The sequence below is a fragment of the Caldicellulosiruptor bescii DSM 6725 genome, from assembly GCF_000022325.1.
Classification (GTDB): domain Bacteria; phylum Bacillota; class Thermoanaerobacteria; order Caldicellulosiruptorales; family Caldicellulosiruptoraceae; genus Caldicellulosiruptor; species Caldicellulosiruptor bescii.
This window is the reverse complement of record NC_012034.1, coordinates 2,110,862-2,133,885: the sequence shown is the minus strand read 5'-3', so window position 1 is coordinate 2,133,885 and position 23,024 is coordinate 2,110,862. Positions and strand designations below refer to the sequence as shown.

The 23,024-nt window shown below is 35.5% G+C and carries 17 protein-coding genes and 7 pseudogenes; 19 read left to right on the top strand and 5 right to left on the bottom strand.

The features are described from left to right. Window positions 1-119: 119 nt before the first annotated feature. A pseudogene (locus ATHE_RS14335) lies at window positions 120-1,614 on the bottom strand (transposase). Window positions 1,615-1,786: 172 nt separating this feature from the next. Here ATHE_RS14335 and ATHE_RS10145 point away from each other — a divergent pair. Then, window positions 1,787-3,889, top strand: coding sequence for an ATP-binding protein (locus ATHE_RS10145; RefSeq protein ID WP_015908381.1), 2,103 nt, complete (start codon window positions 1,787-1,789; stop codon window positions 3,887-3,889). 29 nt (window positions 3,890-3,918) lie between these two features. Then, window positions 3,919-5,292, top strand: coding sequence for a DNA double-strand break repair nuclease NurA (locus tag ATHE_RS10140; protein ID WP_015908380.1), 1,374 nt, complete (start codon window positions 3,919-3,921; stop codon window positions 5,290-5,292). A 19-nt stretch (window positions 5,293-5,311) separates the two neighbouring features. Here ATHE_RS10140 and ATHE_RS10135 read toward each other — a convergent pair whose 3' ends face one another. From ATHE_RS10135 to ATHE_RS15480, 3 genes and pseudogenes are all read right to left on the bottom strand, one after another. Then, window positions 5,312-6,184: a DNA adenine methylase gene (locus tag ATHE_RS10135; RefSeq protein WP_015908379.1), complete on the bottom strand. Its 873-nt coding sequence runs from the start codon at window positions 6,182-6,184 to the stop codon at window positions 5,312-5,314. A 234-nt stretch (window positions 6,185-6,418) separates the two neighbouring features. Beyond that, window positions 6,419-6,778 carry a hypothetical protein gene (locus ATHE_RS10130; RefSeq protein WP_015908378.1) on the bottom strand — a complete coding sequence of 120 codons (360 nt, stop codon included), beginning with the start codon at window positions 6,776-6,778 and terminating at the stop codon, window positions 6,419-6,421. Between the two features lie 2 nt (window positions 6,779-6,780). Next, window positions 6,781-7,102 (bottom strand): annotated as a pseudogene (locus ATHE_RS15480) (transposase); the annotation flags it as partial. On the opposite strand from ATHE_RS15480, the gene ATHE_RS14120 reads away from it, so the two are divergent. From ATHE_RS14120 to ATHE_RS10115, 3 genes are all read left to right on the top strand, one after another. Further along, the gene (locus ATHE_RS14120; RefSeq protein WP_143287405.1) at window positions 7,058-7,366 is read left to right on the top strand and encodes a transposase; all 309 of its coding nucleotides are present in this window, start codon (window positions 7,058-7,060) and stop codon (window positions 7,364-7,366) included. The pseudogene ATHE_RS15480 and the gene ATHE_RS14120 overlap by 45 nt on opposite strands. Window positions 7,367-7,373: 7 nt before the next feature. Then, on the top strand, window positions 7,374-7,508 hold the full coding sequence (locus ATHE_RS14330) for a transposase (protein WP_157678162.1): 135 nt from the start codon (window positions 7,374-7,376) through the stop codon (window positions 7,506-7,508). A 231-nt stretch (window positions 7,509-7,739) separates the two neighbouring features. Continuing rightward, a complete protein-coding gene (locus ATHE_RS10115; protein WP_015908377.1) occupies window positions 7,740-8,963 on the top strand; it encodes an IS256-like element ISCbe6 family transposase in 1,224 nt (407 codons plus the stop codon). Window positions 8,964-9,210: 247 nt separating this feature from the next. Here ATHE_RS10115 and ATHE_RS10105 read toward each other — a convergent pair. Next, window positions 9,211-10,456: pseudogene (locus tag ATHE_RS10105) on the bottom strand (IS110 family RNA-guided transposase). Window positions 10,457-10,868: 412 nt separating this feature from the next. Here ATHE_RS10105 and istA point away from each other — a divergent pair. The 14 genes and pseudogenes from istA to ATHE_RS14640 all read left to right on the top strand — a co-directional run bounded on the left by istA (window position 10,869) and on the right by ATHE_RS14640 (window position 22,125). Next, a pseudogene (gene istA / locus ATHE_RS10100) lies at window positions 10,869-12,348 on the top strand (IS21 family transposase). Beyond that, window positions 12,345-12,899 (top strand): annotated as a pseudogene (gene istB, locus ATHE_RS10095) (IS21-like element ISCsa9 family helper ATPase IstB); the annotation flags it as partial. The pseudogenes istA and istB, both read left to right, overlap by 4 nt. A 120-nt stretch (window positions 12,900-13,019) precedes the next feature. Next, window positions 13,020-13,937: pseudogene (locus tag ATHE_RS10090) on the top strand (transposase). 78 nt (window positions 13,938-14,015) lie between these two features. Continuing rightward, window positions 14,016-14,261 (top strand): annotated as a pseudogene (locus tag ATHE_RS14325) (ATP-binding protein); the annotation flags it as partial. Between the two features lie 53 nt (window positions 14,262-14,314). After that, on the top strand, window positions 14,315-14,641 hold the full coding sequence (locus tag ATHE_RS10085) for a hypothetical protein (RefSeq protein WP_015908376.1): 327 nt from the start codon (window positions 14,315-14,317) through the stop codon (window positions 14,639-14,641). Between the two features lie 379 nt (window positions 14,642-15,020). Then, window positions 15,021-15,221, top strand: a complete 201-nt coding sequence (locus ATHE_RS10080) for a type II toxin-antitoxin system HicB family antitoxin (protein ID WP_041727417.1) — start codon at window positions 15,021-15,023, stop codon at window positions 15,219-15,221. Continuing rightward, a complete protein-coding gene (locus tag ATHE_RS10075; RefSeq protein WP_015908374.1) occupies window positions 15,222-15,446 on the top strand; it encodes a type II toxin-antitoxin system HicA family toxin in 225 nt (74 codons plus the stop codon). It begins immediately after the preceding gene. Window positions 15,447-15,927: 481 nt separating this feature from the next. Next, window positions 15,928-16,362, top strand: coding sequence for a hypothetical protein (locus ATHE_RS14115; RefSeq protein WP_143287952.1), 435 nt, complete (start codon window positions 15,928-15,930; stop codon window positions 16,360-16,362). 84 nt (window positions 16,363-16,446) lie between these two features. After that, complete coding sequence (locus ATHE_RS10070; RefSeq protein WP_049760258.1) at window positions 16,447-17,703, top strand: hypothetical protein; 1,257 nt, start codon at window positions 16,447-16,449, stop codon at window positions 17,701-17,703. After that, window positions 17,669-18,811 (top strand): Athe_2463 domain-containing protein, encoded by a 1,143-nt coding sequence (locus ATHE_RS10065; protein WP_041727178.1) that lies wholly within the window; start codon window positions 17,669-17,671, stop codon window positions 18,809-18,811. The genes ATHE_RS10070 and ATHE_RS10065 overlap by 35 nt, the downstream gene beginning before the upstream one ends. A gap of 21 nt (window positions 18,812-18,832) precedes the next feature. Next, a complete protein-coding gene (locus tag ATHE_RS10060; RefSeq protein ID WP_015908372.1) occupies window positions 18,833-20,092 on the top strand; it encodes a DUF11 domain-containing protein in 1,260 nt (419 codons plus the stop codon). 644 nt (window positions 20,093-20,736) lie between these two features. Continuing rightward, on the top strand, window positions 20,737-20,865 hold the full coding sequence (locus ATHE_RS15155; RefSeq protein ID WP_015908371.1) for a hypothetical protein: 129 nt from the start codon (window positions 20,737-20,739) through the stop codon (window positions 20,863-20,865). 37 nt (window positions 20,866-20,902) lie between these two features. Then, window positions 20,903-21,319 carry a hypothetical protein gene (locus tag ATHE_RS10055; RefSeq protein ID WP_231503350.1) on the top strand — a complete coding sequence of 139 codons (417 nt, stop codon included), beginning with the start codon at window positions 20,903-20,905 and terminating at the stop codon, window positions 21,317-21,319. A gap of 593 nt (window positions 21,320-21,912) precedes the next feature. After that, on the top strand, window positions 21,913-22,125 hold the full coding sequence (locus ATHE_RS14640; RefSeq protein WP_143287406.1) for a hypothetical protein: 213 nt from the start codon (window positions 21,913-21,915) through the stop codon (window positions 22,123-22,125). Window positions 22,126-23,024 lie beyond the last annotated feature (899 nt).

Sequence of the window (23,024 nt, the reverse complement as noted above, 5' to 3'; positions counted from 1 at the left end):
AATCGAAATAATAACCAAATATTATCAATAACAACAAAAATAATCAGCAATAAACATATGACAAAAATTAACAATCTCAAAAAAGACAATAGTATCCTAAACTTTCTAAACTCTAAGCTTTAGAAGGTTAAGGAAAAACTATAAATTTTTTGTAGGTCAATGATTAAAAAGCTGTAATTTAAAGCAATAAGTTTTTTGAGTTTGTTAAACTTTTTGATAGTTAATTTAGAACAATAAAGCTTAATATTGTGAGCAAGGATAAACAAAAAGCGAATAAGTAATAGCAGAGAGCAAGAAATCAGAGAAAATAGAAATATTGGTCATAAATGCAGATGGTATCAGAGCCTATGTAGGATTTTAGATGGTAAATAATTTGCTCCACAGCGACACGTTTATTGTAGAGGTCCAAAAACTCTTGAGAATTTCTGCTCAGGCCTGAGAAAGACCGAAAACCATCTGGATAAGTATAAAACATTCTGCCTGATTTAGAGTTAGTACAAGGCTGGGGGGCAAGAACAGGTGCGTTTGTCATCTTTGTAAGAAGACATAGGGCAGACCCATTTAAAACGCAGGGAGCGATTTTTACCCTGACATTTGCCTTCAGGTGTAAAAGGTTCATCGACCTTTTTGCAGATAGGGACACCATCTTCAGATATAACGATGTTGGGGGCTGAAGTAGGTATAGTATTTTTAGAGGCTCTTGTAGGCAGAATAATAACGATTTTGGAGAAGTTGAAGGTATTTTTTAAAGTTAAGAGATGTTGTGTGAATCCAGGGCACTGTCAGCGATGAAAGTGGAAAAATTTTTGGGAATATAAGAGAATAAAGTTTCGAGCGAAGGGATTAAAGCTTTAGAGTCGCAGATACTTTTATGCTCTATAGGGTCAGAAGAAGTAGAATCAGAGTTAAACAGAGGTACTAAAGCTAAAGGGATACCGAGAGCGTTGGTTATGACAGCAAATTTTAAAGCCCAGCAGAAATGACCATTTACGAACATAAGACGGATATTAGAATTAGCGTTAGCAGTTTTAGGCAAGGAAGAATAAACAAAAGAGTAGATTTTGTCAGAGGACAGGTCAGGGTTAGCTTTTGAGGTATTTTTCAAGAGTGATTGAATGAATTTAGGGTTATTTTCACGAACCTTTGGGACGATACCGGTTGTATCGAAGATTAAGATTGAAGCAAGTTTAGGGCATTGTTGAAGAGAAATACTGTGTGCGTGGATAGAGATATTTTGGAAAAGTTTATGGATTTCGCTGTTAAAGATTTTTCTGAAGCGAGAGAAAGTGGAAAGAGAGGGGACATTGCCATTTAGGTTACAGAAAGAACGAAGTTCATAGGAGCTAAGAAGAACTGCGCAAAGCTGAGTAAGGGTATTGGAGTTTGAAAAATTTTTGGGACAAAAAAACAGAGAAGCATAGATTCTAAGGAGAAGCATCTATGCTTGCCAAAGTGTTTATAGTTAGCATTGTAGAAAGAAGAAGGTATGTAGTTAGATAAGTCGATGAATTTATTAAATAAGCCAAAGAGGCTTTCAGGCTTGTAGAGAGCCGAAGCCTTTAGGTGGGAGAATAGATCTAGGAAAGAAGGTTGTTTAGGTTTGTTGTTGAACATTTTGGGCCCATCCTCATAGTAGAAAATTTGTTTTATATAATCATATTTTACTACAACTATGAGGAGGGTGACCAGACTTTTTTGAATCTTTATAAAGCTTGATAACGCTCATATTGAGCGTTTCTAAAAAAGGCTAAATAAATGATAAATTTTAAGGAGGTACTAAAAAATCATGGACATGAGAAAAGTAATAAATGAAATAAGTAAGGAAAGCGAAGTGGTAAAACAACTTCTTAACATTGTTCAAAATGCTAGGTTTATTGGTTATGCTATTGATGTTTCTTACTCCTTCATGACTGTTCTTACAAATGATGCATGGAAAGAAAGAGCAAATGGTTTGCCACACAATAGCTTTTTATTTGCCGCTTCACCAAGATGGTTGATTTATGACAAGGACACAAATGATTTTAACATTGATCCCACCAAAGAAATACCAGAGATTATATTACTCCGTGTGACAGAAGAATATGAATTACCGAATGAGGATGTTTGGTTAATGGCTAAAATTGATAAATTTAAGAACGTAGGAACTCGTGAATTAAAAGAGGATTTGAGTTTTGATGATTTTTCTCGAAATGAAATACAATATGCTGGCTTAAAATGCCGAATTCTTGGTACATTCTATCCTTCTGAGAATAATTCATTGGAATTTGGCTCTGATTTGGAAAATTACTATGGTGCAAAAATTTTATTTGTTTTTAAACCTTCAAATGAAGGTTTAGAAAGCATTATAAATTTTGCTGTTATGAAAAAACAAAATGAAGTTCTCCAAAATGCGTCTTTAGTTCCAATTGGTTATGTTCGATATACTTCTACATGTCGTTTACAAAATCAAGAACCTTCTAAAGCACGAGTATACATCAATCTTGATGACTTTATTAAAAGGAGAACAGCATTATTCGGTATGACTCGAACGGGAAAATCAAATACTGCTAAAATTTTAATTAAAGCTATTCGCGAAGCTGCTCAGAAGTCTGGACTAAAAGTATCCCAAATAATTTTTGATATTAATGGTGAATATATATATCCTAACAAACAAGATGAAAATAAGTCAATTTCTGTCGAGATAGAAAATTGTTTTGTTTTAACTCTAAATCCGAGAGCTCTAAGTAGTGAAAATCAAGAAATTCAACCGTTAAAGTTTGATATGTTAAAGAATTTAAGTCTTGCCCATGAACTTATTCGGGCATTAGCAGAAAAAGAAGGAGCATTAAGTTATTCAACAGACGCACAAGCATTCCTTAACGTTGATATTAGCGCATACGAATATGATTTAAAAAATGGACAGCCTGAAGAAAAGAAAAGGGCTAAAAGAATACTTGAAGTTTACAAATTAATTTTGGCAAAAAGTTTAGATGAACCAAATGTTGAATTTGATAAAAATGTTTTTGGTCAGACAGTATATTCCGAGATGGAAAATATTCTTAGTAGTACAGATGATAACCAAGATGAAAAAGGTAGAATAAAACAGGACCTAAAAGAAAGGTTGGAACGTTTGCAACGTCTAAGAGATATAACAAGAAAGAGCAGTTTCACAATAGATGAATTTGACTTTATTTTGGACACAATCCATTTCATTTGTACCAAGTTAGGTAAAAACATAAAAACCTCTAGCGGAAACAATCTTTACCGAGGTGATTTTGAAACACTTGTAAATTTCGCTGTAAGACGAAATTCTTCAGGACAAACTATTCTTGGTTATTCTTTACTGCGAAAAATTCAAATAAAAGATTATCACCAGAAAGATAAAAGCAATTATATTCAAACGATAATTGAAAAAGTTAGGAATGGAGATGTTGTTCTAATAGATATGGTTTACGGTAACGAACGAATGAGAAAAATTATAAGTTCTAAGATTGCTTACGAAATATTTAACTACAATCAGCAAATTTTCACAAGAGCAGAAGAACCACCATACGTCATTTTTTACATTGAGGAAGCCCATAATTTAATTGGCAAAGACATGGATGTTACAGATATATGGCCAAGAATTGCAAAAGAAGGTGCTAAATATAACATAGGTCTTGTCTATTCAACACAAGAACCATCAACTATAAACAAGAATATTCTTGCAAATACTGAAAACTGGTTTGTTACACATTTAAATAATGAAGAGGAAATTAAAACTGTTGCCAAATATTATGATTTTGCTGACTTTAAAGAATCTATTTTGTTAGCGAAGGATGTGGGTTTTTGTAGAATGAAAACTTTATCTTCTCCTTTTGTTTGTCCTGTTCAAATTTATAAATTTTCAGATTTTACATTAAATAGATAGTATTTGCACAAAAGAGAGGTGATGAACTTATGCCTTATAAAGGTGAATTTTCGAACAAAATAATGCATGAGCGCTTGATTAAAAATCCTGAATTTCAAAAGAGACTTAAAGAGTTAAGAGTGGCTTATGATACTCCAAATAGAGACATAACCTCGGAAATTAGACAAATGTTTAGAATAATCGATACTGAAGATGCTTCAAAAAACGTGAAAATCGTTTTTGCGGTAGATGGATCATATACTGACATTCCCATAAACAACAATATTCCTTCTGCAAGAATAGGTATTGCTAACTTTTGTGCATCAGTTGTTAAGTTAGATGAATTAAAAAAAAGTGCTCAATATGAATTTCTAGATCCCCACGAATTCAATGACACTTACACTACTGGTTTACTTACTTTTGTTGGTCCTCTTGCTAATATAATTGAAGAGGGTAAAACTACAACATCTCAATCTATTCGCTATGCAATTTATAAATTCATGTGCAACAAACCATTCGATGAAACATTACCTTTAATTAACACACTCTATACAATTTTAAAAGAAGGTAATGACAAAACTGTTGAATCATTTAATTGTCCAAATCCAGAGTGTAACGAACACATTGAATGGGACTTAGAAAAAGACAATATTAATCCAAAAAAATGTCCTGGGTGTGGGGAAGAGGTGTATTTAACTGATTGGTTACGACTGCATGAAGCAGTTGAAGAAGATTTTGAAAGCACCTCAATACTTTCGCGCTTAACGCAAGTTGTGGAACATTTACTCGTATTTAATCTTATTCAGACTTGTTTAAGTAACCAAACATTAGTTTCTCTACCTTTTTCAATGGCCTTTATTTTAGATCGTCCATTGGCAATATACGGCGAACCAGCAAAGTTACATAGATATATTTTGAAATATTACCATAAGCTGATGCAAAACAAAAATACTCCTTTAATAATTTTTGGATTAGCTAAAAGCGGCAGACTAAAAGACCACTTTGAACTGCTTGAAAGGAGAATGAAAGAAATAGGAGAAGAGATTCCTAAAAATGCAGTTATGTTAGTAAGTGATGCATATAGATTTAAATATATTCAGCAAAGACCTAAGCGAAATGAATATTTTGGTCAAGAAATTAGCTGGGGACAGGATTTTTTGTTCTATTCTAAGGAAGCCAAAAAATTTGTGGTTTCTCTACCTTATTCCGTCGATGAGAAAAAGAAAGAATACTATGAAAAAATGATTTTCAATATTGATTCATACTCAACACTTCCCACTGTTTTGGATTTGATTAATAAGATAACTACTGACTTATACGAAGATGCAATATTGCCTGTTGCGTTAGCCCATCGTTATGCTTCTATTAGCTTAAAACCGAGCAAACAAATATTGGAGATGTTTGCCAGAGAGCTTATAAAATAGCAAGAGGTCTGCTTGATACCTAAGCAGACCTTTTATTGTTTGTTGGCAAGACAATATTATTATAAAACAATAATTCTATAGCCTCTCGATTTTTGTTTGCACTATATCGAACATTAATTAATTCAAATGGTACCTTATTTTTATACATTTCCATAATTTGTGGAGAATTGTCATAAGTTAATATCCATTTATAGTCTCTAAGTTCTGTAATTAAAAATTCGCACAAAAATTGATGATCTTCATGTTTATAAAAATTCATATAAAGTTCGTTGCCTTTTTGATAATACGGGGGGTCTAAAAAAATAAAAATTTCCTCTGGAGAAAAATTTTGTTTTATCTCTTTTAAAAAATGTAAAGCGTCAAGATTAAAAATCTCTATTTTCTCTCTTTGTTCAGCTATTTTAAGAATACTCTGAATAATTTTTTCTTTATTAAAACGGCAATCAATTTTGTACTTTCCCTCTTGCTTGTAACCACCGATAGGTCCTGCTTTCAATATACCAGAACGATTGACCCGATTCAAAAACAACGTGGCAAATCCTAACTCCAGGACATTATGTGTTGTTTTAAATTTCTTTTTTACATCAATGTATGTGTTAATGTCTACTTTACATTTTCTTATTTTACCGCATAGTTGTTCAGTAAAATAAAGCATTGAATACCAAAGTGAGAAAATTGCGGGGTCTATGTCGTTTAACAAAATCTTTTTCACCATCCTCTCGTACAGAAGAGAAAGAGCAAGACCACCGCCACCTGCATATGGTTCAGCATATATACAATTTGTAAGGTTGTTTTGCATCAATACTTTTTTCATAAAATCACTTAAAAAAGTTTTTCCGCCAGGGTATCGTAAAGGTGAACATGTTTTTCGCATAAATATTGCCCCTTTCACAATTATTATAACTCATATTTCAAAATTTGGCCATAGTAAAGTCCTCTCTATACAACAAATAAAGCAGAGGTGCCCCTTGCCTGACTACTTTGAAACAGACTCTTTTAACAACTTACCTGCTTTTAAACCCTGGTACTTTTACTGGGGGATGATTTATTTCCCAGTTCCAAACACAATTTGTGTACTTCTTCGAAATTAATATGTTAGGAGCTCCTTGTTGTACGAAACTTTTTATCAGCTTTGCACACAGCTTTTTACCCTTAAGGAACTTAAAACCTCACCAATACTTTCTAAACCTTTAGCTTTTCTTAAAGACTCTTTGGAGAATCTTCTCATCTCAAGGTATACCTTGCTGTCCCTCTCTTCATGAGCAACTTTTTCGGTTTTCTTGGCTGCTGGCATGGAAAGAGGGTTCAAGTTTTTAAGCTTGTTCACAATCTTTGTAAAGACAAGCTTTTTTGTCTTTCGCAAAAGCGTTATTAAATAAGCAGTCTTGTCTTTTACTTTGAACTTAAAGTAGGGCAAAGACAAAAGCTCAATTACAGCTTTTATCTGGTATGTTTTTATAGCAATGTTAGTTAATGCATTCTTCAAATCAATATCTTATCTTCTGCAAACTCCAAAAATTCTTCCACCTCTAAAAGTTTACTTTTCCTGCCACACCTTGCCCTATTTCTCTCATATACAACTTTACCCCTTTGAGCAAAGTATTTTTCAAATGTACTCAGGTCAGTTTTCATTTGTTGTTTTGTTCCTCGTTTTACTTCTCGTGAAAATTGTGCTTGCATTTCTACCCAATCTCCTTGCTATCTCTCTTGTCGTAAAGCCTCCCTCTAATAGCTTTTCTATTGCTCCTCTTTCTGCTTCACTTAGGTGTTTAAATCTTCTTCTCTTTGTGGTATTATTATCACAGGCCATAGCTTCAAACCTCCTGTGTATGGTTTTGACTTTTCAACTAATATCATACACAGTTTGAAGCTATGGCTTCAATATTTTATTCACCTGTTGCATTTAATTTTACAACAAACAGGCAAAAGTCTTAGAAAGTACTTCAAGAAAAGCAGAAAATTGATTCTTAAAAGATATGAGAAACTTAAAGCTCAGCAGAGAGAAGAATTAGAAGTAATGTTTTTATATGCACCGAAATTAAGGACAGCTCACAGATTTGAAAGAAGAATTTAACGAAGTATTGGAAAGTAAGACATGTGATGAAGCAAAGGAGAAGCTCAAGAAATGGATAGAGATGGCAGAGTCAAGTAATGTAGAAGAATTCCAAAGGTGTTTACAGGTATTTAGAAATTGGTTTTCAGAGATAGTGTGTTAGCACGAAAATAGATTGCATTCAAAAATGATTTTGAACATAAACAATAGAAGATTCTCAATCATTTAATAAGAAAAAAAGACAATAACAAACTAACCGATGCTAAAAAGGCATCAGCTGGAATTATTATAAATTTAATCAGAGACTATAAATAATTTTGTGTAAAGTATAAGAACCTCCTTCTTGGTAAGAATCAGAATATAACAAAAATATCCAAGAAGGAGGTTTTTTGTTATGGAGAATGTTTTAACAAAAGAGCAGCTCTTAGAGTTTATAAGAAAAAATAATATTCAGAGTGTAAGTGATATTTACGAAAGTTTAAAAGACCTGTTCAAAGATGTACTTCAAAGCTTTTTAGAAGCAGAAATTGAAGAAACTCTGGGTTATGAAAAATATGATGTTAAAAACAAACAAACTACTAACTCTCGAAACGGATATACTCAGAAAACCGTAAAAACAAAATTTGGAGAGATGGAAATTGATATTCCAAGAGACAGAGAAGGTGAATTTGAACCCAAGATAATTCCTAAGTATAAAAGAGATATCTCTGAAATTGAAGATAAAATAATAGCTTTATATTCCAGAGGGATGACAACAAGAGATATTCATGAACAAATAAAAGATATCTATGGCATTGAAGTATCTGCTGAGATGGTAAGCAAAATTACAGAGAAAATTATTCCTGAGATAAGAGAATGGCAAAACAGACCATTGGAAAAGATATATCCGTTTATTTTTATGGATGCAATTCATTATAAGATAAAAGATGAAGGCAAGATTGTAAATAAGGCTGCTTACGTTGTTTTAGGGATTAACATTGAAGGATATAAGGATGTTTTAGGAATATGGATAGGAGAAAGTGAAAGTTCTAAATTCTGGCTTGGAGTTTTGAATGATTTAAAGACAAGAGGAGTAGAAGAAGTCCTGCTGTTTTGTGTTGATGGCCTTACTGGTTTAAAAGAGGCAATAGAAGCAGTGTTTCCAAAGAGTGATATTCAAAGATGTATAATCCACCAGTTGAGAAATTCATTTAAGTATGTTTCGTATAAACACATAAAAGAATTTTCAAAAGATTTCAAGAGAGTATACCAGGCAACAAATGAAGAAGAGGCATTTGAGAATTTTTGTCAAATAAAAGAGAAATGGGGGAAACAATATCCTTATGCATTTAGAAGCTGGGAAAGCAACTGGGAAATGCTGACCTCGTTTTTTAAGTTTCCCCCAGAGATTAGAAGAATAATTTATACAACAAACATTATAGAAGGTGTTCACAGACAGTTTAGGAAAGTTACAAAGTCAAAATCAGTATTTCCAAATGATATAGCTTTAGAAAAGATGCTTTATCTTGCGACTAAAAATGTTGTAAGAAAATGGACGCAAAGATACAGAAACTGGGATATGATATTAAACCAGCTTTTAATAATGTATCCTGAGCGGTTGAGAGAATATATAAAGTAGAAGCAATCATTTGTTCGTGTTTTTTTTAACTGCTTCTATAGAAGCAGTTAAAAAAACAAATAAAAAAAAAGATAATATAACCCAGTATTAAATTTTCTCCATGAAGTTAAAAATTTATGCATAAAAAATATTAAAATGGAAATACTAAAAAATAGAAAGTTGGCAATTAAATTTTGAATGATTACTTACCAAGAAGGACGGCTTATCTTAAATACACAAAATTATTTACACACCCTTTAATCAAGATTTAAACTGATTGGGGGCTTATAACTTCTAAACCAAACTTTTTAGCTTCGCTGATAAGTCGATTAACACGAATTATCTCTTGTTTCTTTCGAACTTCACTAAAAACTTTTTCATCATAGTCAGTGTCATTCTTAAGCATATTATAGATTATAACCAGTAATTTTCTAGCAAGAGCTACTATTGCTTTCTTTGCCCCTCGGCGCTGCTTTACTTTCCAATACCACGTAGCAAGGTATGAATCTCTTACGCGAGTTAGACTCCATGCAACTTCACACAGTATCCTCTTGATGTAGGTATTACCCTTTGTTACTCGAGTGGACTTTTTTTCCTGCACTTTCATTATTGCCAGGACTTAATCCTGCCCAGGAACAAATATGTTCTGCAGTTTTAAATTTGCTCATATCTATGCCAATTTCAGCAATTATTGCAGCAGCCGCCGTTTTATCTATACCTGGTATGCTATCCAATTGCTCAATCTGCCTTTTAAATTTTTCAAGTTCAGAATTAATATTTCCTTCTATTTCACTAAGATGTTCATATGTCTCATCTAAATGCTTAAGCAGAAGCCTTAAAAATTCACGCTGATGTCTGTTCATCCTGCCATTTACCGACAGTTTTATCTCTTGCAATTTATTACGTGCTCTTGTTTTTACATAACTTTCAACTTCTTCTGCGGTTATACTGCTGTGTTCTGCTATGTGGTTTATTATTGCTCTTCCAGATACACCAAATATATCTGTGAGAAAATTTGAAAGTTTAAAACCACAGCTTTGAAGATGCTTTTCAATGCGGTTTTTCTGTGATGATAGTTCTTCTATTATGCTTTTACGATATCTTGTAAGGTCTCTTAATTCTCTTACTGTTTGCGGTGGAATAAAACTCCCATTTAAAAGTCCTGCCCTCAAAAGAGTTGCAATTTATTTTGCATCTTTCATATCAGTCTTTTTGCCAGGAACATTTTTCATATGCCTTGCATTGGTAACTATAACTACCATAGTGCCGTCCAAAGCACTTTCCAAAATATTATAAACAGGTTGCCAGTAGACTCCTGTGCTTTCCATTGCAACATGACGGCAGTTTTCTGATTCAAGCCATGCTTTTAATTCTTCAAGCCCTGGCAGTAAAGTGGAAAATGTTCTTATTGTTTTTTGGGGTTTATCGTCATGGACAGAGCCTTTAAGCAAGCAGGCTACAACAGTTTCTTTGTGAACATCCAATCCACAACAAATCTCAAGTAAATCTTGCATATTATTATCTCCTATTCTGAATTTATTACAGGGATGATTACCTGAGAAAATAAGAAGTTTAGCACCCGTGCTGTTCCCATATCAGGATAATATGGGGCGACAATTGGCTGTGCTCAAAGGTAATCAGGTTAGGTTAATGATCGAGGTATTATATCCATCAACAATAAATCAACCTTTGCCCTGTTAACTTTAGTTTAACAAAAAACAAATCTTTTGCAACCTTTTCTTAAGTCTATTTTCATCAATGGTTGTGCTTTCCTAAGCATGAATGGTTAATGATAAAATAAAATCATCAGAAATGACACTAAAAATTCCCCACCTGCCACTTAAAAAGAAGCCTTCTGTAGTGTAGAATGGAAAGTATGGGAAAACTACAGAAGGAGAAGATAACAAGAAAATGTTGGGGGTTGCAATGCACACAACAATCTACACACTTTTCAAACGGGGATACAACAAAAGTCGAATAGCAAAATTGTTAAACGTGGATAGAAAAACTGTTAGAAAAGTAATTCATGACATTGAACAGAGAGGAGAAGTCGAGAGAAAATCAAAAGGTTCTGTATTAGATAATTACAGGGAGTTCATTGAGGCAAAGGTTAATAAAGGACTTTCAGCAAAGAAAATATATCAAGATCTACAAGCGGAATTTGGTTTTGAAGGAAGCTACTCGAATGTAAGAAGATATGTCCAAAAGGTAAAACAAAAGATAGCAAATTCAAAGGTGTACATGGTTTTAACAACACTGCCTGCAGAAGAAGCTCAAGTTGATTTTGGATATATAGGTAAGATAAAAGTTGATGGTAAATTCAAAAAAGCATGGGTATTTACAATGGTTTTAAGTTATTCAAGATATATGTATGCAGAGATAGTATTTGACCAGACAGTTGAAACATTTATACAGTGTCATAAGAACACATTTAAGTATTTTGGTGGAGTAGTAGAAGTTGTGAAGATAGACAATTTAAAAGCAGGGGTATTGAACGTTGATTTTTATTGATGTGCAGATACAAAAGGACTATGCAAGTTTTGCAAGCCACTATGGATTTTTACCTCAGCCATGCAGGGTATACACACCGACTGATAAAGGCAAGGTAGAATCGGCAGTTAAGTATGTTAAGCAAAACTGTTTTTCTGGGGAAGAATTTAAGGATATTGATGAGGCGAGGGAGCATTTAAAAAACTGGCTTGACGATGTAGCAAATGTGAGAGTACATGGCACAACTAAGAAAGTTCCCAAAGAAGTTTTCATCTCAGAAGAGAAAGAAAAGTTAATAGCTCTTCCTATTGAGGAATACCACATATCAAGGAGTTCAATTCATAAAGTAGCTACTAACAGTCATCTCATATACAAAGGGAACTATTATTCAGTGCCATATGAGTATGCAGGATATGAAGTAGAGGTAGTTGAGATGGGCAGTTTTTTGAGGGTGTTCTTTGAAGGTAAAGAAATAGCCCTTCATCAAATTGTCAAAAACAATGAGAAGGGCAAATACGTAACCAACAAAGAACACTATCCCTCGTCTAAGAATATAACAATTGAGGATATATTGTCAAGACAGAGGGGTAAAATGTCAGAAATTGGCAATTGGGCGCTGAAGTTTTTTGAGGAATTTATTAAGCAAGAAGGATTTAAAAAGTATGATTACAGGAGCATAAGTGGGATAATAGCACTAAAAGAAAGATATGGAGCTGAGGCAGTAGACAATGCGTGTAAGAGGGCTTTAAAATTTGGAGGGTTGAGCTACAAGGTTGTTAAGAATATATGCGAAAAAGGGATAAGCGATTTGCCCGAGTATGAAGATGAGAGCTATATTAATGAGGAAAGTACAGAGCTTTACAGGGATATCAGGGAATACGACAAATTGCTTGAGATGGGAGAATTGCAAAGATGAATGATCTTTTGTTGGGGAAGCTAAAGGATTTGAAATTATCTGGGGTAATAAAGAGTTTTGATTTAAGGGTAGAGGAAGCTATTAAGAATAACTTTTCGTATCAAGAGTTTTTTGAGATATTGATAAATGATGAAGTGAGTAACAGGAGAATAAACAGTAATCAAAAGAGGATAAGCAAAGCGAGGTTTCCATGGCACAAGACATTAGAAGAATACAATTTTAGTTATCAGCCTTCAATTAATAAGAGGTTTATATACAATTTGGCGACCTGTGAATTTGTCCGCAAGAAAGAAAATGTGGCCTTCATAGGACCGCCAGGAACGGGAAAAACACATCTTGCAATAGCGATAGGACTTAAAGCCGTAGCACTTGGATATAGAGTTTTGTTTACCACAGCAAATGAGATGTTAGAAGAGTTGTATATTTCAAGAGCGGATAATTCGTATCAACAAAAGTTAAAAAACTATGTTAATGTGGATTTGTTAATAATAGATGAGCTGGGCTTAAGGAAATTTAATCAAAGCAATGTAGATGATTTTTATGAGATAATTAGGTTGTTGAATAAAAGAGATTAACATAAAAGATAATAAATAGATATATAAAAAGCCATCCTCCTTGAGGTAAAATTATAGGAAGAGAAGACAAAAAACACATAACAAAGGAGGATGGCAATGACTAATTTTATTAAAACACAAAATCAAAAATTATTAAAGATACTTATGACAGTTGAGAAAGTAATAAAAGCTCTGGGATTAAAGATAAAAAGCAGCAGAAGTAAAAGACCAAAGAAGTTTAAGTTAAGCCATATAATAGCTTGTTTTGTTTACAAAGTCAAAAACAAGATAAACAGCTTCAGGAAATTAGAATACAAAATAAACGAAGATGAAGAATTTAAAAAAGCTATAGGGAGATAGAGAAGAGCTTTTGACATTTCATATTTTTCGAAATGGGCAAAGGTAATTGAAGAAGAATATATAGAAGAAATAGCAAGAATTTTAGCAAGAAGAATAGAACCGCAGACAAAAGTTTGTGCTATAGATTCCACACCTTTGAGAAGCTCGAGAGGTGACAAAGAGGCAGAAGTAGGAGTATGTATTAGTTTAGGTTTTTACAATGGATATAAATTACATGTGTTAGCAACAGTTGAAGATGAGGTTATACCAATAGTATGGTGGTTGACACGTGCAAATGTCCATGACAGTAAAGTAGTAGAACTTTTGTATTGATCTAAGATATTTGGACCTGATGTGATATTAGCGGATGCAGGTTATGATTGTGTAAAGTGCTTTGAGGTGGCAGATAGACTTGGGATAAAGTTTGTAGCGGCGGTAAATAAGAGAAATAGTAAGGGTTTCGGTAATGTAAAAAATATTTTGAGGATAAAAAATATGGAATTTTTAAGAAGTGAAGAAGGACAAAGGTTATATAAGCAAAGGACAAAAATTGAAAGATTATTTGGGAAATTAGAAGGAGAATACAATTTAGAACAAGTAAGGTTAAGAGGTTTTAGAACATATAAGAGGCATGTGGACTGGATAATGATTACTTATTTGATAGAGGTCTATATTCAAAAAATTGGAAACTGTTAATTTTCTTTTAAATATACGTGGAATAATTTGTAATCCTATATAGTAACATTAATGGTATAATTATTTATTCAACAACTTGAGATAATATCAAAGAGGTATGAGAGAGGATCGATAATAATAACTACAAACAAGGTATTTGAAGAGTGGCTGAGGATATTTTATGATCCAGTTTTAGCGACAGCGATTTTAGATAGATTTGTACATCACTGTCATTTTGTAGTTATCAAAGGTGAAAGTTATAGGATGAAGCAAAGGGAGGGTGCTATAAAAACTTTAACAGATGATTCCAAGAATGAGTCAAATCAGTTAAATAATGATAATTAAATTTTTTTGAAAACAGGTGGGGAAAAAATGTTATCAAAAGTGGGGAAAAGGTATTGACAATAACAATTATCAAAAAACTTTTTTATGGGGCTGAAAATTTAAAAATTCGCGATGTGATTGATGTTGCAGTTGTCTGCAGAGAGAAGGGCAATGAGTTAAAGCAGTATTATCCACTAATTTGTTCTAAGATTAACCTTCTCGAACACCGGTGGGGGAAACTAAGGTTAAAGTATTTTGAGGAAGTCAATCAACTTAAAGTATTCGAAAGAACTTTAGTGGAACAAGCACCTATATTGTTTGAACAATTCTTGAGGGATTTAAACAAAGCAAAATTATTTAACCAGTTCAATTCTAGAGAGTCAACTACCAGCCGCCTATAGAGGCGGTGGCTTGCCGGCAGGGGTGAACTGCCGGTGAGTTTGCCTTCTGCCAGGTAGTTGAACGTGGGTCATGTTGCTGCAGCGGGCCCTGACGTTCCGGGACGACACTCCCAGTCCCGGGAGACAGCGGTGCAATCCCGTAGCCTTACACAGGGTGCTGCAGTACGCCTCAGGGAGACCTACCAAACTAAACCAGCGGCCCGGATCATAGGGCCCACAAAAAACCAGACAGCGCATTCAACCCCGGCATAAAGAAGATGGAGCCTTCTGTGCTGAAAAGTGATAAAAATTACCACAGCCAAAACTGTGGTTTTTGTTTTTTGTGTGGTATAATAAAAGTGTAAGTGAAAAACTTTCAAATGTGAAAGGTGATTCTGCTATGTTGTTTACAGTAGTAGTGAGTAAAGAAGACAATTGGTACGTAGCTAAATGCGTGGAGAACAGTGTAGCTTCACAAGGAAAAACTATCGAAGAGGCAATAGCCAACTTAAAAGAAGCTCTTGAACTTTACTATGAAGGGGAAGAAATACAAAAGCCACAGATGCCACCGCTGATAACTACCATAGAGGTGGCTGTGTAAATGTCTTCCAAGTATCCAGTACTAAAGCCACAGGAAATAATAAGAGCACTCAAAAAATTGGGTTTTGAGGAAGTATCACAAAGAGGCAGTCATCTCAAGCTAAAGAGGGAAAATCCTACAAGGATTGTGATTGTTCCAATACATGAAGAAGTTGCAAGGGGAACGCTAAAAAGTATTCTGGAACAAGCAGGAATAAGTTTGGAAGAGTTTTTACAACTCCTGTAGGGAGTGAAGACATGGCCCAGAAGATGCGAATTCAACAAACAAAAAAGAAGTTAGCCACAGATAGTTTGCATGAAAGTTATCTGTGGCTTTTCGTTTTTTCAGGGGACGGAAAAAGTAAAAGCTACTGACAGGAGAAGGTGTTTGTCAAAACAGGCTAGCATGTGGATGTCCAGGTAGTTACACACTAACATGGGTCTGTTTTAAAAATTCCAGAAAAAGGGCTTGACAGGAAAAGTAAAGGTGTGGTATGTATAATAATAAGCCGTACTATGCCTAAAAGGTTGTTAATACAAAAAGTTCATTTTTGTTCGGTATTTTTGTTCGGTGGAAGAAAGCAAAGCCCCAGGTTGTCAAAAGCCTGTGGCTTTAATTTTTTTGTGGAAAAAATTTTTTGTCAAAATAGGTCACTTTTTTGGGAGTTGATGCTATAAATTATATTGAGGAGCAAAAAATCAAGTTAAGGGGGCGATAGATTATGAACATGAGAAAATCTATAGCGATTGTGGTAATGGTTGCGTTTGTAATGAGTTTGGTGTTAACGGGAAGTGGTAGTTTAATGCAGCAGGCAACTGCAACGGCTACTTCTACTACTACGAAGGCTGCTACTGTTCAAACAGGTGCAACAGGCTCCATCAAGGCAGGGGATTTTGTAACACAACTTTTGCAGGGTGCTAAGATTTCTGTGGACAATGGAGACTACTGGGGAAAAGCTGTCAAGATGGGTATAATTCCATCGGAGGTTAAGAAGGACAGGACATTGACGAGGGCACAGGCAGCATACATTGTATGGAAGTTCATAAATGCTGTCCCAGAGCTCAAGGACAAGAACATACCGGTAAAAGTTGAATATCTCTCACCAGTAGATTACACATTCTGGTCCAAAGGTGAAGTTGGTGCAAACTTCAGAGGTGCGTAGGTACCTTGGTACAGAAACCCCTATCATGGTGATAAGCCAATTTACACGAATGCTTACAGGGTAATAAGAACATATAACATTGTAGTGATTGACAAATACTACAAGGATGGTACAGTCAAAACAGTACATGTGTGGAACAGACTCAGAGATTATGACCCTGCAAAGGACTGGGTAAAACTGTTGCAAAGATTCATGAAAGAACAGCCAAACAAGGTTAAGTTTGATTTTCCACAGGAGAGAACAAAGGCTTTAGTGTGGGACATAATGCCAGTTATCTTTTTCAATCTTGATCCAAACAAACAACTGCCTGCAGGTAAAAAAACATATACCCTATACAGAGTAGTTCCAGGAGATGTTCTGTATCCTGCTTATGGTAAGGAATATCCTGGTGCGTACTATTTCTATTATCCTTATCAGTGGGAAGGAAAAACAGAGTATGCAATAGCTAGTTTTGCATTTCTACAATTTGGCAAGTATAAGAGCAAAAATCCGGAAGATTGGAACTTAACGGCAGAGCTTAACCCGATATTTAATGAATCGTTGAACCGCTGGTTGATGAGCTTGCCAAGACAGTATCCGCTTGACTATACAAGGTTCAAATACATTTGTGTAGACTTCAAGTCTGTACCGAAACTTTACCAGGAACCAATGCTCAGACTTGCAGACCTTGGTATAATCACACCTGATGTGAATATTGATAAGAATGTGTTCAAGACAAAGTTTGTGGAGGGTTCATTGTATTTTAGTGGTAAAGTAAAACAACCCAAACTTCCAGCACCAGATATCAGATTTAATGCGGGCAGGGTACTAACACAGAAAGAAGCAACTGAGATGATAGCAAGGGTATTTGATGAGTCCAGAAGAAAAGTAGTTGATGAAATGACATTTGATTACAGCAAGGAAAAGAATCCTGAGGTAGTAACAAGATATGGTCAAAGCTTGTATGATTCTGCAGGGAATCCCGACGATATGACAAAAATTTTGATGTTCCAGCATACTGGTACATCAATAACACTCAGGGTTGATGAATTATGGCAATTGTTCTACGCACAATACTTGATGGAGAAGTATCCTGATGCACCAATGCTCTTCACAAATGTGTATTGGAGAAATGTACGTTATAAGACACCGGATAAGATGTGGTATAAATTGCATATTGGATTTGTTTATACACGAGATGAACCAACTCCATGGTTTGGAGCAGTTGGACTGAATAGTGGTGTAAGTGTTCCAATAGCATTGGTAAATGGTGTAAGAGTATCACAAAAAGCAGAAGAAGAATATTTAATCAAAAAGAGAGATATAATTGGTTACTACAGTCAAAACAGTAGCAAGAGGTGATGGAGAAGTGATTAAAAATAGAATATTATCAGGGGGCAAGAGACTGAAAAAGTCTCTTGCTCTCTTTTTATCTCTTGTTTTTATACTGGAGCTTATATTGCAGGTAGTACCTGTTCAGAAAGTTTTTGCAATAAACTATAGTGCTATTGGCAACAATTACTATGAAGGTGGCTTTGACAGTTATACAGGGTACGACAGAGTCGCAAAAAAAGAGGTTACTGTATATCATTATGATATTGAGAGAGATATGGGATTTAAAGCTTACATTGATACTGGTTATGGTAGCTATGATCTCAACGTAGAATTAGCGGTAGACTACAGGAAGGCGGTTTATGGGTTGCCGACAGACGTTATTGGACCAAAAAATGACCCACAGGAATGGAAAGCATCATCGGTCGGCTACTGGTTTATAGATTCATCGGGGAAAATAGTACCAGTAAAAGACATTAGCAATCCACCAGCAGGAACTAAACGTGTTGTTTTCAAATACATGGGCTACGGCCCGGACGGTAAGCCTGTAAGAGACCCATACTGGCCAGACGAAAGTATTGAAGACCTCAGCTGGAATGACCTGACTGCAAACACTATCCTGCTTGTAAGTGATCCAAGAGTTAAATCAAAATATGTACAGTTGCTTAATCAAAATACTCTCGCAGGTTTGAAGGATTCAAAAACTCTGGAGGCTATATTTACTGAAATTATCAACGGTACTATAATGCGTTCAGATGGTACTATTGTTGGTAAGTTGAGAAACTACAGTACAAGCCAAACAATTAATGGCAGATACTCATATGAACTCATTAGTAAACTTGGCGGTAAAGTAAATAAGTGGAACTACAAAGACTATGTTGTGTTATTGGGTTCTCCAAAAGAACTTTACGTCACTGCGTATTTCTTCTTTTTGAAAAACGGAAATGTGTACGCTGTAGGTTTCTCAGGAGCAATAGGAAAGTTTTTACCAAGACAATACAAAGACGCTCCTGAACTGAGTGACGTTCAAACAACTGCAGCTACTGTAAAAGAAGTTAAAGGAATAGATCAGAATGGAAATGAAATAAATCTCCCAATAAAAAACGGTAAATACTGGGTAGATACCAGTATAGTCTAACAAATAAAAGTTACATTTACTTTGCATGGCAAGTTTTATGATGCTTACCAAATCTTAAAAGAAAATAATGCATTAGACTGGTGGTATACACGAAAAGATGTAAAAGATTGGATGACTGTTGCGAACTATTTAAAGTTATCGTATTCTCAAAATGGGCAAACTGTAACAAAAGATTTGACGGACGAATATCTCTACTTTGGCGGAATCTATACAGGTGATGATAGATATAAAGGAGCGCCAGAACAGAATATTGACCTAAGTGATTTAAACACAGCTTACTGGTGGGATGATTGGTTAGACCATGACAATAGAGACATATATCTTCCTACAACCGAGTTAAAGCCTGGTACTAACACATTATCATTTGCTGGGAAAGTAAGGGTATTTTTCAATGCTGGTTACCATACAGATGCTGTTAATTCCAAGAGCGTGAGTATACAGTTTTTAGTAACCGGTCTGCCAAAACCAACAGTACAGGCGAAAGTTGAACCTGCAGATACTAAAATCGCTTATTACAATGGGCAGTACTATTTAGATGGCGAAGTACTCAACCGGGCAACTTTGGACGAGAAGGTAGGAGCAACAGCGAGCGTTGACACCAGCCAGCTCTTCGCAGGAGTAAAAATAAAACTGTGGGAGTTCAAAGTATATAAAAAGCGATATGACCCTGTGCAGGGAAGTTATGTCCCGGTTGAAGTTAAGAACTTCACAATAGATACAGCTAACAATCCGAACATAACGCTTTCTGAGGACAAAGGTACATGCACTTTTGCTCCTGCTTCCAACATGGCAGTGTTCACTGAAAACATCAAGAATGTACGAGTTGGTACAACGTACACACCGGCGTACTATGTAGAAGCAAGATATCAGACAGAAGATGGTAGATGGTCTAAATGGGCAAGCACGTACACACAGGCAAAAATAACTGTTACAGAACCACTTACAATTACCAAAACAGCTGACCCAGCCAATATTGCAATAGGCGATGTTGCAACATATACAATCACAGTCAAAAACCTTATTGATAAACCACTGCCAAATGTGAGAGTGTATGATGCACTAACTTTCAGGACCAGCAGTGGTAAACCGACAACAATGGCAGTTGTTAAAGTACTTTCGCATAGTGGAAATTATACACCCACAGATGCATGGTCAGGTATATGGAATATCGGAACAATCAATGGTGGCGAAGAAGTAACACTCACAATGGAAGTAAAAGGTAATATAACAGGACAGGCAATCAATACAGCTAGCTTCTTATTTTTTTACCATTTGTATTGAATGTAAACATCTTTCAGATATTGATACTACTGATTTTAGGCTTACTTTAAACGATTTTTTGTAATACACACAATTGTTCGGTATTTACAAAAATGTTGTATAATTAACCTGCAGGGCTTGAGACAACAAGGATAGAAGTGTAATACAAAAAAGTGTAAACACAATAAAAACCTTGATGCTGCTGATTTCATTCAATTTCAAAAAGGCAAATTGTAATACAGATTGTTTTACTGAACAACTAATTGTGTATTACAAAAATACAAAATAAATAGGCTTAAAGCCTTGAAACTACTGGGCTGAAGTGTGTAAACACATTTTTGTAAACACCATCAAGCCCTTGATACACCTGTAATACAGCCTGTTTAAATGGCATAATTGTAATACACATGCAATTTTAAAAAGACATTAAAGATGCTATACAATTGGCAATCAGCCATGGAAAATCAACGTTTTTAAAGTCTTTTAGTTTGAGTGTAAACATGGACAAAGCCTTGATAGTTCAAGACTGTATAGCATCTTGTTGAGGGAATTGTAATACAACAAAAAGATATGGTGTATACAAAAAGGGTTGCAAAAAGCTATCAAAGCCTTGATAGTTCTATGTTAGACCTGTATTACAAAGATGTTAAGGGAGGAGATTTATTGTGTTTGATGAAAAGTTCATAAGGGAAAACATAATAGCGGATGATGTAAAAAAATTATCGGATGCGGCAGCACATCTTGAAAGTGCAATATACGACCATCAGAGCATTCCTCTATGGAGTGCAAGGTAGATATAATCGCTACGCAGAACTTTTAAAGCTGCCCAAAATGGAACTCCAAATAGATAGGTTCGAATGCTCTTTCGAAAACAACATACTCACACTCACCATATATGACATTCCACCACTTTACAAAAAACTGCCCAAATCAGCATACACCGATAAATGGTACTCGGTTGTGCACAGAGCAATAAGGTCCTTACCAAACCCACCAAGATTCGAAAAAGCTTTCATCTTCTTTGAGTTTTACATTCCCGCACCTGCTCTGAAAACAGACAGCGATAACAGAATGCTCAAAACCATCATCGACGCCCTGGTACGCGAAAATGTCATCCCAGACGACGATATACATCACATGGCTTTCGGTGCTTGCGGTAAAATCAGCAACGAACAAAAAACTGTCATCACCGTCTTCCCAGTCAAAGACTTCGATGAACTCAAAAATACCCTGCTAAAAACTTTTTAACACCCTTTAGTTTTGCCAGTTACAAAATGCCTACCCAACCTGTAATTAGCAATAAAATTTCCAGTAAAATTATGGCATTCAGGAATAAAGCAAGGCTGTTAAATAATTAACAAGGAATTCCATATGGAGGATTCCACGAACGAAAATTTTGGTTGAATCAAAATGGAAAGTCAACATGGGATTCCATAAAACTTGAAAACCGCTTGTACCAAGACTTTTAACCCCCTCCACGAAACAGTTTTTAGCGGGAATGAGGGAACTTCCCGCAAATTTCGGCGGGAAATTTTGTGGTTTTCAGGGGGTATGTTTAAGGCTTATTGTCCAGTAGAAAAACCAGAGATTGGCTGGAAATTTCAAATGGCAGTAGAATGGTAATACAAGCATAAAATGGTGGTCAAATTACCAGACGTCCAAACATGTGATTTAGTTGTCGCCTGCGAAGTAGTTTATGCAGTAGCCAATACAATGCAGTGAGGTAATGAACAGGCGGTGATGCGATGAAAGCACAAATTGGGTAAGGTATGCAGTAGCTGTAGCAGGGGACGTGGATATAGCAGGTAAGTGGATAGTAGCAGTTTTGTGGATGAGAGAAAGTGCGCAGTAACAAAGTATGCAGTAGCAAAGGTAGGAACATGGATGTGGCAGGTTCAATGAATGATGGCAGTTTTGTAATGATGGGAAAGTACGCAGTAGCAAAAGTGGCAGTAGCAATTGCAGTAGCACAGGGTAATGGATGTGATTTAGCAATGCAGAGTGATACACTGCCAAAATTTGCAGTAGAAACACGCAGTAGCAATGAGCAGTAGCAATGTCATGAAGACAGGCTGCTGCTGGACAATAAAAATACTGGCAGGGTTCAAAATTGCAGTAGCTACTGAATGGGACAACTACTGGCGATAAAAGTGGACTACTGAGACTGTTACTGAGTGTGAGAAAAATGCAGTAGGAGTTACTACTGGTTGGTTTTCTACTGAGCAGTTTTGGAGACTACTGGGCTTTTGTACGATAAAAAGTGCAGTAGAGAATGTCCAGCAGTAAAATGCGCAGTAGCAAATTTGGCAGTAGAATATGCAGTAGCTGCCCGTCGGTTTGCGGGCCTGCTGCTACGTTGTAACTGTTGTACAAAACAATTGCTTGGAAAACAAATGTGGCATGCAATGTAGAACTGCCACTTGGAATAGAATGTGGAGGAGGGGGGATATATGTAGTTACAATAAAGGGCACAGCGAACGTGCGGGCAAAACTGAACTTGAGCACGCTAAGGTAATCTGCAACATTGCAAGCAAACAGTACGTACCCTGTGATACTGCTACGTTTAGGCACAACTAAAAAATGAACTACTGGACAGGCACTTCTGAACAATGAGCATGTCGCGAAGCAACTGAAACGCCTGGCTTTTCGAAAACAAGAAAAACTGAAAAGGGCTTTTGAGCGGGGTTAAAGAATCCACAACTGCAAATGGTATATAGAAACAAGTTGTAAACGCTTTCACAAAGAAAAGTAAACAAGTAACAACTTACAGTACACTAAGACTGCGTTCAAAGCTCATTGCGGACTCGGACATGTCTTATAAACCTTAAAAATACTGCACTTGCAAGGCTACCCTGAACCTGAAAAAGGCTTTGACTGCGAGTGTTTGTTGCAGAAACGGACATGAGGAAGAAAATAACGGATGTAAACGGTTTTCGCGGGGTGTGTAAATAAT